The organism is Methylomagnum sp. (assembly GCF_054333355.1).
The window spans coordinates 1-14,446 of sequence record NZ_JBTEKS010000080.1 but is presented as its reverse complement, the minus strand read 5'-3'; the positions used below and the strand labels follow the sequence as shown (position 1 = coordinate 14,446).

Here is a 14,446-nt window from a genome sequence, read left to right as displayed (position 1 = left end):
ACGCCGCCCGCCGCAAGATGGGCCAAGTGCGGGAGTTGCTGGACTGGCTCAAGCGCATCGCCACGCAAGACGACGAGACCAAGGAAAAGAGCCTAGCCGAAGTCGTCGCCCGGATCATGCTGCTGGACATCCTCGACCGCAACGAGGAGGGGAACACCAGCGACCGGGTTCACCTGATGACCTTGCACGCGGCGAAGGGCTTGGAGTTTCCCTATGTGTATCTGGTCGGTGTGGAGGAAAACATCCTGCCGCACCAGACCAGCATCGACGAGGGCAGCGTGGAAGAGGAACGCCGCTTGGCCTATGTGGGCATCACGCGGGCGCAACGGCTATTGACTTTGAGCTATTGCACCCACCGCAAACGCCATGGCGATATTGTGGAATGCCAGCCCAGCCGCTTCCTGAGCGAGTTGCCGGAGGATGAGCTGGAATGGACCGCCCGCAAGGCGCTAGACCCGGAAACGAAGAAGGAGCGCGGTATGGCCCATTTGGCGAATATCCGTAGTCTGTTAAATGGTCCCTGACTACGCTATACTTCGCCGCCTACGTGCCCGTAGCTCAGTTGGATAGAGTGCTGGCCTCCGAAGCCAGAGGTCGTGGGTTCGAGTCCCGCCGGGCACGCCAAATCAGCAGATGAGAAAAGGGGTTGTGGTTTTTACCGCAACCCCTTTTTGTTTGTCCGCCCGTCATGCGGCGGGCGGAGATGGATCAATGAGGGATGGCGATGCGCAACGCATCCCAAATTTCACGACCGTGGATACCTTGATGCGGATGTTGGCTGGTGGTCCTGCCCTCCCGCCGCCTGTCCATCAAGCAATGATAGTATTGCGCCAAAGGGCGGAATCCACGCGAGGCATGTCCCGTCCTGACGCCCCTCCCCCCAGCCATTAGCAACAGCAGGTGAGAACCCGTGGCAGGCCATAACCACGTTCATTTCCCCCCACCCGGCCAACAAACCCAGGTTCGGCTGGCCTTGGCTCTGTTCGTGACGCTCGGTTTCGTCATCATTGAGGCGGTGGCGGGCTATCTCGCCAACAGCTTGGCCCTGCTCACCGACGCCGCCCACAACCTCACCGATGTCGGTGCCCTGGCCCTGACTTGGTATGCGTTTCGTCTGGCCGACCAGCCAGCCCATTCGGGCAAGACTTTCGGCTACCATCGGGTCGGCATCCTCGCCGCGCTGGTCAACTCCACCACCCTGGCCTTGATCGCCGCAGGCATCTTTTACGAGGCGTATCAACGGTTCCTGACGCCGACCCCGGTGTCCGCCGACATCCTGATGAGCGTGGGCGCGGCGGCGCTGCTCGTCAATCTCCTCACGGCTTGGCTGGTGAGCCATGGCGCTCATGGCGATCTGAACCTGCGCAGCGCCTTCCTGCATCTGTTGGGCGATGTGTTCTCCACCCTCGGTGCCATCTTGGCGGGCGTGGGCATCTGGCTGACGGGGCTGAATTGGTTCGATCCCCTTGCCAGTATCCTGATTGGCCTGCTGATTCTCTGGAATGCGTGGCTGATTCTGCGGGAGACCGTGGACATTCTGCTGGAAAGCACGCCCCGCGACATCGAGATGAGTACGATGGTCCGCGACCTCATGCAAATCGAGGGTGTGCGCGGCGTCCATGATTTGCATGTGTGGAGCCTTTCCCAGAGTCTTCGGCTGTTGTCGGCCCACATCGTTGTCGACGACATGCCTGTCAGCCGGGCCGCGCTGATGCAGCATGAAATCAGCGAACTGGCGGCGGAAAAATACGGCGTCGGCCACGCTACCTTGCAAATCGAATGCGAGGGCTGCGACCCGGACGCGCTGTATTGCGACATCACCCAGCGCAACCATCACCATCATGACCATGACTATGACCATAAGCACGGCGCGGGGCACGCGCATCACGTCCACGGGTGAGTGTTGCGCCTGCGTTTGGCAAGCGTGAAAAGGGGCAGGTAGAAAGTTGTGTGGTGGACAGGAAATTTTTCCGGTATTCAGATATGAAAAAAGGCTTACCGGGAGAACCGTGTAAGCCTTTGAATTCTATGGTGCCCAGGGGCGGAATCGAACCACCGACACGGGGATTTTCAGTCCCCTGCTCTACCAACTGAGCTACCTGGGCGTGCCGTATGAGCCGCGTATTAAACCGTTAAAGCCCTGCCGAGTCAAGCACTGATTGTGTTTTCCGCTCCGCCCGCTTGCCGCCTCGGTTCACCCGTGACATGCTGAACCGTTATTCCAAAGCAAGTCCCACCCTCAAATCATGAATGGAAAATCACCCATGCGATTCCAGCGACTCCGTCCGCTCGGCTTTGTGTTGATTCTCTTCCTGCTCGGCGGCTGCGTGGGCAAAAGCCCGCCCGTGGAATACTTCATGTTGGAGCCGGAACGCCACGCGGCATCAACCCCGGCGGGCGATGAAGCCACCGGGCCGGTGATTGCTGTCGGGCCGATCCGCATCCCGGAATATCTGGAGCGCTCGCAGATCGTCACGGCCAAGGGCGGCAATGCCTACAAGGTCGATGAAAGCCACCGCTGGGCGGAGCGGCTGGACGACAACGTCAGCCGGGTGCTGGTCCGCAACCTGGAAGCCATGGTGCCCGCCCGGCAGGTGTTGGCGAGCAGCGCCGACCGGGGGCAGGCGGTGGATTTCCGGGTGCCGCTGAACATCCTCGAATTCCACATCGAACCGGATGGGCAAGCCCTGCTCATCGCGCAATGGAGCATCCGCCGGGACAAGGACACCTTGATTGGCCGCACCACCTCGATTCGTGCCGCCGCGTCCACCACCGACTATGGGAGGATGGTCTCCGCTCTCAACGAGTGCTTGAATGGACTGAGCCGGACCATCGCCAATGCGTTGCGGGAATTGCCGACGGGTCATTCATCCCGTTGAGGCGGGGCGCGCCTCCACCCACCCTATGGAACAGGGCTTGGGGCTGGTCATTCAACCGCCGAATTTAACCATGAACATCATGGATTTAGGCGCCATTCCCCGCCGGTTTGGGGGTGGTATTCCGTGGTAAAGTCGCCCGCGAATCCCGCCACCAGACCCGTGCGGGCCACACGCCAAAAGGACGAATCCATGACCAATCCAACCAAGCTCCGCTGGGGCATTCTCGGCGCGGCTCGCGTCAACGAGCGCTTCCTGCCCGCCATCGTCGAAGCCCCCAATTCCGAACTCGTCGCCATCGCCAGCCGCCGCCCCGGTGCCGCCGCCGAGACCCTGGCGAAATACGCGCCGGAGGCCAAAGGCGTCAAAACCTACGACCATCTCGAAGTCCTGCTGGACGACGCCGACATCCAGGCCGTCTACCTGCCGCTCGCCAACGAGGAACACGCCGCATGGACGCTCCGGGCCATCGAGCGCGGCAAGCATGTGTTGTGTGAAAAGCCCATGGCCCTCCGCGTGGCGGACATCGACGCCATTGAAGCCGCCGCCAAACAACACAAGGTCAAGGTGATGGAAGGCTTCATGTACCGCTTCCATCCGCAACTTGCCCGCGTGCGGGAAATCGTCGCGTCCGGCGTCATCGGGGAAATCCGCTCGGTGCGCTCCACCTATTCCTTCACCATGCGTCCGGCGCGGATGTACCGGCTGGCGCGGGACACGGGGCAAGGCGGCGGCGCGATGTGGGATATTGGCTGCTATGCCATCCATTCGGCGCGGCTGTTCTTCGACCAACCTCCCGTCGCGGTGACGGCCATCGCTAAATATGTGGAAAGCGGCGCCGACATCGCCACCAGCGGCATCATTGATTTCGGGGAGGGGAAGTTCGCCCATTTCGATTTCAGCTTCGAGCGCGCCCGCCGCTCGGAATACGAAATCATCGGCACCAAGGGCGGCTTGAAGTGCCACACGGTCTGGCAATTGCCGGGCGATGTTCCGGTCATTTCCTGGTGGACCGAGGACGGGCGGCAAACCGAGGAGCGCCTGCCGCCCGCCAATCATTTCAACCTGGAGATCGAGCATTTCGGCGATTGCGTGCTGAACGACAAGGCGCCGGGCTTGCCGCTGGAAGATGCGCGGGCCAATTGCCGGGTGATCGTGGCGGCGCTGGAATCGGCGGCGACGGGGCGGGTGGTGAAGATCGGTTAATTCAGTTTTGTGGGGTGGGTTAGGCGCACGTCATGGAAGATTGGATATTTCTCTCACATTACCGTGCGCCGTAACCCACCTTGTCAATCAGCGTGGTGGGTTACGGCGCACGGCGAATCTAACAGCGAAATCAAGCATTCCTGAACGTGCGCCTAACCCACCCTACGATGCGATGCGTGAGATGGGCTTATTTCAAACCCGGCCGCCGCATCCCCTCGCGCCTTCCGCCTTTTTCCCCATGGTTGCCAAAGAGGGCCGTAGCATCAAGGGTCTTACGCTGCTCCGGGGTGAGCGTGTTGTAAAAGGTCTTGGTGGCAGCCAGGGTTTCCTCCATTACCGCGATTCGCGCCTTGCCAAAATCAATCATCTTTTGCAGCCGGTCTGGGGTGGGCAATTCACGAAGTGCCCGGAGGTCGGGTCGAGCTTCCTTGCGTTCTTGCTTGGCCTGGTCGAGTTTGCCGATCCAGGTTTTCCAGTCCGCTTCCTGGGCGGGCGTCAGCTTTAAGTCAGTGTGCAATTGATCCAAGCGAGCCTGCATCTGGCCCGGCCCGTGTTCGCCCCAAGCTCCGCCGGGGGCGTCGGTGGGCGGCGGGGTGGTTTCGGCGGTGGCGCTGAGGGGGATGAGCAGAGCCAGGGCTAACAGCAGGTTTTTGGTGGGGATTGCCATGGTGAATTTCTCTATTGGGCGATTGGGTTGGACCATTTTGTGTAGGTCGGGCTTAAGCCCGACCTACAGCGTTAAAAGCGGCATTTTGATTCGGCCTCGTCGGCACCCAAGGTATCCAGTTCGTTCTTCGGATGCAAATAGCCCTCGATGGGCGCGACGGCCACCAACGAGCGGTCGGCGGCGAGCAGCACTGGCTGACGCAATTGGTGGTCCCAGCGGCGGAACGACAACGGCACGCCCTTGAAGCCCGCCAAGGTGAATTCCTCGCCCAGCATGAAGGCTTTGACCTTATCGAACTCGACGCTTTTGGCGCGGGTGGCGGATTCGCCGATGGCCCGGACGGCCAGCCAAGCGCCGTAATCTTCCTCGGTCATCCAGCGCCCGGCCTGTTCCCGGAAGCGGTTTTGCAATTGCAGGGCGCCCCAGCTCTCGTGGACGCGGTGCCAGGCGGTGGGCACCAAGCCCTGCGTGCCCGCTACGGGCCGGGGTTGCCAAGTACGGTAGGAAAAATAATCGCCGAACAGTCCGGCCTCGTCGGCGACGATGACCACGTCGTATTCGGTGCCCTGGGTGAAGACGGGCACTTCCGATTCCGGCGTGCGGCGCTCGTCGAAGCTGTGTTCCCAGGGCTTGTCGGTGACGATCTTGGCGCCGAACTTCTTGGCGGCGCGGCGGATGGCTTCGGCGTGGAGCTTGTCACCTTCATCCGGCCCCACGGCGAGGAACCATTTCTGCCAGCGCTTCTTCGAGAAATATTGCGCCAGCGCATCGGCCCGCATGGCGCGGCTGGGCAGGAGGTGCAGCGTGTTGGCGCGGCAGGCTTCGGCGCGGAGGTTATCGTCGCGGCTGGCGATGTCGTAGATGAGGACATTCTGCGCCTCGGGCAGCGCCGCCAGTTGGGTGATGAGCGGGGCCGGGAGATTGAGCAGGATGTGGCGCTTGCCTTCCGCGACCAGCGCTTTGAACGCGGCTACTACATCGCCATCGGCGGGCACGGTGGTTTCGTGCAGGGTGAAATTCTGGCGGGTGAAGCGGCCCGTGGTGTTGCCGTCCTGAATGCCGAGCCGGGCACCTTGCACGCCCCGGTCGGTGATGACCGGATCGAAGAACGGCTGAACCGGCGGGTTGGCTTCGGCTTGGGTCAGGTAGGCGATGGCGAGGCTGGCGCCTTTGATTTCCGGGGCTTTGGCCTCGGCGGCGGGTTTGGCTTCGGGCGGGGGTGTGGGTTTGGCGGGTTTTTTGGCCGCTTGGAGGGGGAGGGCGATGGCTAGGAGTAGGGCTAAAAGTAGGCGGGCGGGTTTTTGGTGCATGGATTCGGAGGGCTAATCAATAGTCAGTGGCCGCTAGTTTCGGCTCCGTTGGCTTCGACTCCGCTCAGCCAACGGGGCCAAAACTAGCGAGGAATCCCGTTTTCGTCATAGCCGATGATTTCGTCGGCGCTACGATCATCCAAAACCCGCAATGAGGCGCAGTGGTGGGCGATGGCCATGATTTCCTCAACCGTGGGTTTGGGGCGGGGCTTGGCGGGTGCCGACTCCGAGTATACGACCCGTCCCTGACCGTCTTTCATTTCTCGGATGGCTTGTAATAACTCAGCACCTAGGTCGCGTTGAGCTTCATAAGCTTCAAGTTCGGCATCGGATAGTGGTTTAGCTTGCGAGGTCACGGCAAATCCTCTGGAACCGTCGGGCATGAGTACATGCCCGACCTACACCTTGTCCCGTTCCAACACCGCCACGCCGTAGGCTTTTCGCTAAGTTTCCCTCAAGGGCAGACAGCGCTTGTCGGGAACCTGCTCATATAGCTCATTGAAAATCGCCCGAACACGCTCCGCTTCCGGGCCAACTCCTACCATCACTAAAGGATCAAGAGCCATAACAATCCCTTGGCGAGCTGCCCTGACCAACCAATTGGTCATTTCCACAGCATCCCGCTCATAGTTCTTTTCAAACTCCGCGTAACTGGTGTAGCAACTACCCAGCACGTAAAGACCAGCCACATGGCACTGCGCCCAAGGATTACCTGGCTTGGCGAGAATTAACAGCTTTTGTCGATGCGACCGGAATTTCGCCGCCCATTCCTCGGTGACATACCAACGTTCAAGATCATTAACCATTCCAAGCTCATGGCAGTCCGCCAAATACGCCCGTATTTCGTCCGTTTCGTAGGAATCATCCAACTCGGCGGGATTCATATCCGAGCGGGAACCGTACATATACATGCTCACCGCAAATCCCGATGTCGAACCAGCAAATCATACGCATCGGAATGAAACCGCGCCGCCAGCGCCTCCACCAGATACACCGAGCGGTGTTGCCCGCCGGTGCAGCCAATCGCCACGGTCAAATAAGTGCGGCTCTCCGCCGCGAACTGCGGCACCCAACGCTGCAGAAAGTGGGTGGTGTCATCCAAATAACTCTGGACTTCCGGGATGCGTTCCAAGAATTCAATCACTTCCTTGTCCCGCCCGGTCTTGGGCCGCAGCGCCGGTTCCCAGTGGGGATTGGGCAGACAGCGCACATCGAACAGGAAATCCGTGTCCAACGGGATGCCATTCTTGTAGCCGAAGGATAGGAAATACAGCGACATCATGTGGTCGCGCTTGGCGCCCACCCGGCTGCGGATCAACTCCCGCAACTGGTGGACATTCGTATACGTAGTGTCGATGAGCAGATGGGCGCGGCTGGCGACGGGTTCGAGGAGCTTCCGCTCCATCTCGATAGCTTCGCTGAGCGGGTGGACGGCGTTGGTGAGCGGGTGCTTGCGGCGGGTCTCGCTGAAGCGCTTGAGCAGGGTATCCGACTCCGCTTGCAGAAACAGGATTTGGATTTGAATGCCGAACCGGCTGGCCAATTCCAGCGTGGCGGGGAACTGGGCGAAACTGCCCGTCTGGTTGCGGGCGTCGAGGCTGATGGCCGCCTTCTGCAAGGCCGGCTGGCCGTCGGTGACGGCCTGCCGGATGAAGGATTCGATCAGCCCCACCGGCAGATTGTCGATGCAGTAATAACCGCAATCTTCCAGGGTTTCCAGCGCGATGCTTTTACCCGAGCCGGATAGGCCGCTAACGATGATAAGTTTCATGGTTCAACCCCACCCGGCTCAGTTCACGGGCGATTGAGCCACCGGCGGGCGGGCCGGTGGATGGATGCTTTAGTGACTTTGGGTTTTGTCCTTGTGCTTGAGAACCTGCCGGTCCAGCTTGTCGATCAGCGCGTCGATGGCGGCGTACAGGTCTTCATCGGTGGCCTCGGCGAACAGGTTGGCACCGTTGACATGGACGGTGGCTTCGGCCTTCTGGGCCAGCTTTTCCACTTCCAGGATGACGTGAACGTCGATGACCTGATCGAAGTGGCGGTTCAACTTGGCGAATTTCTCGGTGACGTAGTTCCGCATGGAATCGGTCACTTCGATGTGGTGGCCGGTGATGCTGAGTTGCATGGTGATCTCCCTGGTTTGGTCAGTAAGTCGAAAGGTTGGATTATTAAGGCGATTTCACAAAAAGAGCATACCTGTTAACCCCCACCTCCCTCATCGGGGGCTAAGAACTCCCTCCCCTGATAAGGGGAGGGATGGGGAGGGGTTTCTGGGGGTATCTGAGTTGGGCATGGCGATTGCCGGAAAATCACTTAAAAAACGCGCTTGCGCTCATTGGATGGCGGAATCGCCATCGCTTCCCGATATTTCGCGATAGTCCGCCGGGCGACGTTGATGCCCCGGCCTTGCAGCATCTTGGCAATCGTGTCGTCGCTCAAGGGCTTGGCGGAATCCTCGGCCTCGACGATTTCCCGCAGGAACGCCTTGATGGCCGTGGCCGAGCATTCCCCGCCCGCGTCGGTGGAGACGTGGCTGGAGAAGAAATATTTGAATTCAAAGACGCCGTTCGGGGTGTGGATGTACTTCTGGGTTGTGACCCTGGAAATGGTCGATTCGTGCATCGCCACTTCCTCGGCGATGTCCCGCAGCACTAAAGGCTTCATCGCGGTCTCGCCCTCGTCCAGGAAATCCTTCTGCCGCTCGACGATGCAGCGGGCCACTTTGAGCAGGGTCTCGTTGCGGCTTTGCAGGCTCTTGATGAACCAGCGGGCTTCCTGCAAGTGGTTCTTCATGGTCACGTTGTCCGAACTGGAATCGGCCCGCTTAATCATGTTCGAGTAGAACGGATTGATGCGGAGGCGCGGCGAGATGTCCGGGTTGAGCTGCACGGTCCATTGGTCGCCCTGGCGGACGACGTAGACATCGGGGATGACGTACTGGGATTCGGTGGTGTTGATCTGGCGGCCCGGCTTGGGTTCGAGCTTGCGAATCAAGACGATGATGGCGTTCAAATCCTCGTCGGACAGTTCGAGCAGCCGCTTCAGCTTGGTCAAATCCTTTTTCGCCAAGAGGTCGAGGTGCTTCGTGACCAACTCCAAGGCGGGCTTGCGCCACGGGGTGTCCTCGGGCAATTGCTGCAACTGGATGCGCAGGCAGTCGGCCAGGTCGGCGGCGGCGACGCCGGGCGGATCGAAGTTCTGTATCCGGTGCAGGACCGCCCTCACCTCGTCAAATTCCAAATCGTGGATTTGCGTCGTGAGGCCCTGGTGGATGTCCTCAATGGTGCCCGTCAAATAGCCGTCGTCGTTGATGGAGTCGATGATGGCGGTGGCGACGGCGTAATCCCGCTCACTGAACGAGGTCAGCTCCATCTGCCAGACCAGCATGTCTTGCAGGGTTTGGGCGGGGGCGCGGTGCAGGAGGTAGTCGTCGCCGTCGGAATCGCCCGAGCCGGTCGAGAAGCTTTGCAGGTTGTCGTACACATCGTCCCAGGACGAATCGACCGGGAGTTCCTGCGGGATGTCCGCCGGGGCGTCGAGGTTGCCGATCTCCCGGAATTCCGGTTCGGGTTCGCTGGGCGTGGAGATTTCAGAGGTGAATTCGCCGGGGTCCGAATGAGTGTTTTCCTCGTCCGCCGTCTCCAGCATCATGTTGGAGTCCAGCGCCTGCTGGATTTCCTGCTGTAAGTCCAGACTGGATAATTGCAACAGCTTAATGGCCTGTTGCAATTGGGGGGTCATGGTCAGGCTTTGACCGAGGCGGAGTTGCAGTGTCTGCTTCATCTAGCTCTAAATCCGTTGCTAAGCAATGGTCATACCATTATTTCCCATTCATTCTAACCTCAGTATAGCAATAGGAAAACGGCGGCGTTTTAGAGGGAGAAGTTTTCTCCCAAGTAAACCTGTCGGACTTCCTTGTTTTGGACAATATCGTCCGCCGCGCCTTCCGCGATCACCCGGCCCCCGGCCAGAATGTAGGCCCGGTTGCATATCCCCAGGGTCTCGCGCACGTTGTGTTCGGTGATGAGGACGCCGATGCCCCGGCGGCGCAAATGCTCGATGATCTTTTGGATGTCGATGATGGAAATGGGATCGACGCCCGCGAAGGGTTCGTCCAGCAGAATGAAGCGCGGCTCGCAGGCCAGGGCGCGGGCGATTTCCACCCGGCGCCGCTCGCCACCGGAGAGCCCCATGGCGGGCTGGTCGCGCAAATGGCTGATGTTGAACTCGTCCAGCAGTTCTTCAATGATGAGTTCGCGCTGACCCCGGCTGAGTCCCTTGCGGAGTTCCAGCACCGCCCGCAGGTTGTTCGCCACGTTGAGCTTGCGGAAGATCGACGGCTCCTGCGGCAGGTAGCCGATGCCGAGCCGCGCCCGCTCGTGCATGGGCAGGTGGGTGATGTCGCGGTCGTCGAGGCGGATGTTGCCCTGGTCGGGTCCGATCAGCCCGACGATCATGTAGAAGCTGGTGGTCTTCCCCGCGCCGTTGGGGCCGAGCAGGCCGACGATTTCCCCGCTGTTCATGTCCAGGGAGACGCCATCGACGACGTTCCGCCGGTTGTAGCGCTTGACGAGATGGGTGGCGGTGAGGGTCGACATGGCTTATTCGGACTCGTCTTCTTTGGGCAGGATCGTGACATGGACCCGCTTGCCGCCGGAATGGGAGCCGCCCGCCTTGTAGAGCGCGTTGCGGGTGTCGTATTCGATCCGCTCGCTGGTGACCAGATGCTCGCTCTTGGCGGGGTCCGGGCCTTCCCAGGTCATGGCTTTTTCGTACAGGATCAGGATGCCGGTGTCGGGGAAATACTCCGCCCGCTGGCCCTTGCCGTGGGTGTCTTCCTTGCCGCCCTCGGGGGTTTGCTTGATCTTGGTCGGGTTGCCCCAAATCACGATCTTGTCGGTCTTGCCGTTGACCTGATACATGATCATCTTGTCGCCCACGGCCTCAAGGCTGCCCTGGGTGGCCTTGACGCTGCCGGTGTAGACGGTCTCGCCCTTTTTCTCGTCGTAGGTGGCCGTGTCGGACTCGATGTACATGGGCTGCTTGGAGTCGCTGTCCAGGGCCAGGACGGGCTGGGGGGCGAGGGCGCACAGCAAGGCCAGCGCCACGGACGGGAACGCGCCGAAGAGCGGGGCGCGGGAAAGGCGCCGCCCCGGAGCTTGGCGGTTATTTTTTCGGTTGAACATCATGCTTTCTTCGCACATTCGACAAAACCGTGAATTTGAGATCGTCGCCGAAAAACACCTGGGCACCCGTGCCGGTCATGATGTCCGGGGGGCTGAGCATCCGCACGAACTCGTCCGTTTCGGCGTATTGCCGCTCCGGCTGGACCCGGGCGTTGCTGGTCTCGATGCGGATGGTCCGGCCATTCTTGTCGGCCTCGCGCCGGATCAGCACCTCGCCGTAGAGATAAACGTCGTCGCCCTCGCCGGGCAGCATGGCCGATTCGGCTTCGATGATCCACGGCGGGCCGCCCTCCTTGGAATAGAGCGTCATGACGGGGTGGCTCAGCTCGCTGTGGTTGTCGTTCTCGTAATGGGTCAGCGAGTCCGCCACCAGCAATTCCTTGGGTTGCCCGGCTTCGTCCATCACCGTGCGGCGCAGGGCCTTCGAATAGTAATCCACCTTGCCGGGGAGCGGCTTCGAGGGACTCTCATCCTTCGGCATGAAGATTTCGGAGGCCCACCAACTGCCCACGGCGAGCAGCGCCAACACGAGGTAGGTCAATAGGCTTTTGGGGGTGGGAAACATGCCGGTCGGAATATAGCTGTCGATTCACGCCTGACGGGTGGGGGCGGGACAAGGGTTAGGCGCGATGGTCATCGGCGGGGCGGGTGAATCGTAAAGCAGCGATTATGCCACGAAACACCCGCCCGAGAATGGCGCGGTTTGGATGAAACCGGCTGTCTCAGAGCCGCTGTTTGGGAAACTTGTAGAAGCTTTGGTTGAGGTAGAACAGCACGTCGTCCACTTCGCCCTTCTGCCAGCCGGTGTTGGTGTGCGTGGCCCAGCCTTGGACGCGCTGGCGGAGTTCATCCAGGGTTCGCACATGGCGGTGCCGGGCTTCGTGCAAATCCTCGTGGCAGGCTTGGCAATGCTGCTGGAAGAGTTCCTGGCCGCGTGCGAAATCCTGCGCCGACACCCAGGCCGGGGACAGGGCCAGCAGCGCGAACAACACAACGCGGTTGGATGGGCGGTACGGGAGGGAATGGCCTTTCATGGTGGGGTTCCTCGGGAATTCATATCGCCGCGAATGATAGCCGGACCGACCGCCACCCGCACGGAATTCCACGCTATGGGCGGGGCAACCGCGCTATGTGCCTATGTGCGTGTTCGCCTGTCTTCTCCCGCTGGAGAGGGGACAAGAAGCATGGGCCAGCCCAGACCACAACCGCCCCACCGCAACGCCTACAGCCTGCTTTTAACGATCTGGTAAATCTCTTCCTTCAAGTCGTGCTGGCCCGCCAATATCCGATCCAGCCGTTCCAGGCGGGAGGCCACGAACGCCTCGTCCTTAATAGCGCCAGTGTTCACGTAGACGTTGAGCGCGGCGCTACGGAGGGCGGCGTAGGCCACTTCCACCGCGACTCCGGCGTCGCTGACGGCGTTGCGGTTGCCGTGTTCCGCCGTGAACTGGCTGATGCGGACCACTTCGGCGCAGGCTTCGGCGCAATCCAGCGGCACATCGGTGGCGGCTTTCAGGGCGGCTTGGATGGCCAGGCTGCGGGCCTGCTTATCTTCGTCGGTTTCCTTGGGCAAGCCATAGGCGACCATGACCTGATTGAATACCTCGACGTCGGCCCGGACCATGTCGGTCAGTCGCGAGCGCAAATCCTCAGACTTAACCAGCAAGTCTTTCATGCCGTCCTGGACGGCCTCGTAGTTCTTCTTGCCGAGGGTGAGGTTGCACACCATGCTCACCAGCGCCGCGCCCATGGCGCCCATGATCGCCGCCGCGCTACCGCCGCCGGGAGTGGCCGCTTTGCTGGCGAGTTCGTCGAGAAATTGTTGGACGGGTTTGTCTCTGTGCATGGCTGTGCTCTTACGGTAAAGATGAGGGTGCTTTTTGGGGGGCGGCATTATAAGAGTAGACATCGTGGGGGCAAAATACGATTTGCCACTGTGGGGGCGGTGCGCTACCGTTGCCCGCTTTGCGGCGTGGCCCACCCTAATCGTTCCCAGGCTCAGCGTGGGAATGCCGTTTTGGCCGCTCTGCGGCCCGTGGGGCGGCAGAATCTGCTATTGCTATCAACCGGGAAACGGGCCGCAGAGCGGCCTAGACAGCATTCCCACGGAGACCGTGGGAACGATGGAAGCCCCGATATAAACAAACCATCTCCTCGCAAGGAACCAATGAAAAAGCTTTTATTCCAGCTCGACACCGACCCGCACCCTTCCGTTTTCGATACCGTGGTGGCCTACGATGGCGGCGCCGATCATGTCATCGGCCATGCCGGGGTCACGCCCAACAACGTCGCGCCGCTGGTGGACGGCGCCATCTTCACCCGCCCGCCCAAGGACAAGAAGAACACCGCCCTCTTCATCGGCGGCAGCAACATGGTGGCCGGTCAGGACTTGCTCAAGGCGGTGAAGAAGCGGTTCTTCGGCGACTTCCGGGTCTCGGTCATGCTGGACAGCAACGGCGGCAACACCACCGCCGCCGCCGCCGTCGCCAAGCTGTTGAGCAGCGGCTCGGTGGAAGGCAAGCGGGTGGTGATCCTGGCGGGCACCGGCCCGGTCGGGCAGCGGGCGGCGGTCATGTTGATCCGGCAGGGCGCGGCGGAAGTGGTCATCACCTCCCGCGACCTGACCCGCGCCGAGCATGTCTGCACGGACTTGCGGGCGCGGTTCGGCGTCACGCCCATCCCCCTCGCGACGCCCGATTACGAATCCCGCGCCAAGGCCATCGAGAAAACCCATATCGTGTTCGCCACGGGCGCCGCCGGAGTCGAGCTGCTGAAGCCCGAACATTGGCAGGACAATCCGACCATTGAGCAATTGATCGACGCCAACACCACGCCGCCCTTAGGGGTAGGCGGCACGGACATGCTGGATCGCGGCAGGGACCGGAACGGCAAGATCGTGTGGGGCGCGTTGGGGTTTGGCGCGTTGAAGCTGGCGCTGCACCGGGCGTGCATCGCCAAGCTGTTCGAGGCGAATAACCAGATTTTGGATGCCGAGGAGATTTTCGCCATCGCCAAGGCGATGGAATTGAAAGCGGCGGAATAGCCGCAAGCCCTTGATTTAGCGTTTGACAACCGAGCGTGGAACTCGGAAATTAACCGCCGATAAGCCAGACCGTAGGGTGGGTTAGGCGCCCGACGAAAAGCTTGATATTTCTTGGAATACCACCGTGCGCCGTAACCCACCATGCCAACCGGGGC

General features: G+C 60.9%; 17 protein-coding genes and 2 tRNA genes. 6 read left to right on the top strand and 13 right to left on the bottom strand.

Features of this window, described 5'->3' with window-relative positions:
- From ACXWUF_RS08550 to ACXWUF_RS08540, 3 genes are all read left to right on the top strand, one after another.
- Positions 1-524: 3'-5' exonuclease (locus tag ACXWUF_RS08550; RefSeq protein ID WP_458494246.1), on the top strand; the 524-nt coding region annotated here is incomplete at its 5' end.
- Positions 525-547: 23 nt separating this feature from the next.
- A tRNA-Arg gene (locus ACXWUF_RS08545) sits at positions 548-624 on the top strand.
- A gap of 286 nt (positions 625-910) precedes the next feature.
- Positions 911-1,900: a cation diffusion facilitator family transporter gene (locus ACXWUF_RS08540; protein ID WP_458494245.1), complete on the top strand. Its 990-nt coding sequence runs from the start codon at positions 911-913 to the stop codon at positions 1,898-1,900.
- Positions 1,901-2,029: 129 nt separating this feature from the next.
- Here the strand turns inward: ACXWUF_RS08540 and ACXWUF_RS08535 are convergent.
- Positions 2,030-2,105 (bottom strand) — tRNA-Phe (locus tag ACXWUF_RS08535).
- A gap of 159 nt (positions 2,106-2,264) precedes the next feature.
- Between ACXWUF_RS08535 and ACXWUF_RS08530 the strand changes: the two genes are divergently transcribed.
- Together ACXWUF_RS08530 and ACXWUF_RS08525 are read left to right on the top strand one after the other, a co-directional pair.
- Positions 2,265-2,879 carry a PqiC family protein gene (locus ACXWUF_RS08530; protein WP_458494244.1) on the top strand — a complete coding sequence of 205 codons (615 nt, stop codon included), beginning with the start codon at positions 2,265-2,267 and terminating at the stop codon, positions 2,877-2,879.
- Positions 2,880-3,068: 189 nt separating this feature from the next.
- Positions 3,069-4,082: a Gfo/Idh/MocA family protein gene (locus tag ACXWUF_RS08525; protein WP_458494243.1), complete on the top strand. Its 1,014-nt coding sequence runs from the start codon at positions 3,069-3,071 to the stop codon at positions 4,080-4,082.
- A gap of 187 nt (positions 4,083-4,269) precedes the next feature.
- Here ACXWUF_RS08525 and ACXWUF_RS08520 read toward each other — a convergent pair whose 3' ends face one another.
- The 12 genes from ACXWUF_RS08520 to fchA form a co-directional block, all read right to left on the bottom strand.
- Positions 4,270-4,749, bottom strand: coding sequence for a Spy/CpxP family protein refolding chaperone (locus ACXWUF_RS08520; RefSeq protein ID WP_458494242.1), 480 nt, complete (start codon positions 4,747-4,749; stop codon positions 4,270-4,272).
- 71 nt (positions 4,750-4,820) lie between these two features.
- Positions 4,821-6,059 (bottom strand): ABC transporter substrate-binding protein, encoded by a 1,239-nt coding sequence (locus ACXWUF_RS08515; RefSeq protein ID WP_458494241.1) that lies wholly within the window; start codon positions 6,057-6,059, stop codon positions 4,821-4,823.
- Between the two features lie 83 nt (positions 6,060-6,142).
- The gene (locus ACXWUF_RS08510; RefSeq protein ID WP_458494240.1) at positions 6,143-6,442 is read right to left on the bottom strand and encodes a hypothetical protein; all 300 of its coding nucleotides are present in this window, start codon (positions 6,440-6,442) and stop codon (positions 6,143-6,145) included.
- A gap of 60 nt (positions 6,443-6,502) precedes the next feature.
- On the bottom strand, positions 6,503-6,964 hold the full coding sequence (locus ACXWUF_RS08505; RefSeq protein ID WP_458494239.1) for a hypothetical protein: 462 nt from the start codon (positions 6,962-6,964) through the stop codon (positions 6,503-6,505).
- 8 nt (positions 6,965-6,972) lie between these two features.
- Positions 6,973-7,830 (bottom strand): RNase adapter RapZ, encoded by an 858-nt coding sequence (gene rapZ / locus ACXWUF_RS08500; RefSeq protein ID WP_458494238.1) that lies wholly within the window; start codon positions 7,828-7,830, stop codon positions 6,973-6,975.
- A gap of 69 nt (positions 7,831-7,899) precedes the next feature.
- A complete protein-coding gene (gene hpf / locus ACXWUF_RS08495) occupies positions 7,900-8,187 on the bottom strand; it encodes a ribosome hibernation promoting factor (RefSeq protein WP_458494237.1) in 288 nt (95 codons plus the stop codon).
- A gap of 188 nt (positions 8,188-8,375) precedes the next feature.
- Positions 8,376-9,845: an RNA polymerase factor sigma-54 gene (locus tag ACXWUF_RS08490; RefSeq protein ID WP_458494236.1), complete on the bottom strand. Its 1,470-nt coding sequence runs from the start codon at positions 9,843-9,845 to the stop codon at positions 8,376-8,378.
- Between the two features lie 89 nt (positions 9,846-9,934).
- The gene (gene lptB, locus ACXWUF_RS08485; protein WP_458494235.1) at positions 9,935-10,660 is read right to left on the bottom strand and encodes an LPS export ABC transporter ATP-binding protein; all 726 of its coding nucleotides are present in this window, start codon (positions 10,658-10,660) and stop codon (positions 9,935-9,937) included.
- 3 nt (positions 10,661-10,663) lie between these two features.
- A complete protein-coding gene (gene lptA, locus ACXWUF_RS08480; protein ID WP_458494234.1) occupies positions 10,664-11,251 on the bottom strand; it encodes a lipopolysaccharide transport periplasmic protein LptA in 588 nt (195 codons plus the stop codon).
- Entirely contained in the window at positions 11,229-11,813 is a 585-nt protein-coding gene (gene lptC, locus ACXWUF_RS08475; RefSeq protein WP_458494233.1) for an LPS export ABC transporter periplasmic protein LptC, read from the bottom strand. Before lptC ends, lptA begins: the two co-directional genes overlap by 23 nt.
- Before the next feature lie 157 nt (positions 11,814-11,970).
- Positions 11,971-12,282 (bottom strand): c-type cytochrome, encoded by a 312-nt coding sequence (locus ACXWUF_RS08470; RefSeq protein WP_458494232.1) that lies wholly within the window; start codon positions 12,280-12,282, stop codon positions 11,971-11,973.
- A 188-nt stretch (positions 12,283-12,470) separates the two neighbouring features.
- Complete coding sequence (fchA, locus tag ACXWUF_RS08465; protein WP_458494231.1) at positions 12,471-13,094, bottom strand: methenyltetrahydrofolate cyclohydrolase; 624 nt, start codon at positions 13,092-13,094, stop codon at positions 12,471-12,473.
- 321 nt (positions 13,095-13,415) lie between these two features.
- On the opposite strand from fchA, the gene ACXWUF_RS08460 reads away from it, so the two are divergent.
- Positions 13,416-14,291, top strand: a complete 876-nt coding sequence (locus ACXWUF_RS08460) for an NADP-dependent methylenetetrahydromethanopterin/methylenetetrahydrofolate dehydrogenase (protein ID WP_458494230.1) — start codon at positions 13,416-13,418, stop codon at positions 14,289-14,291.
- Positions 14,292-14,446: the final 155 nt, after the last annotated feature.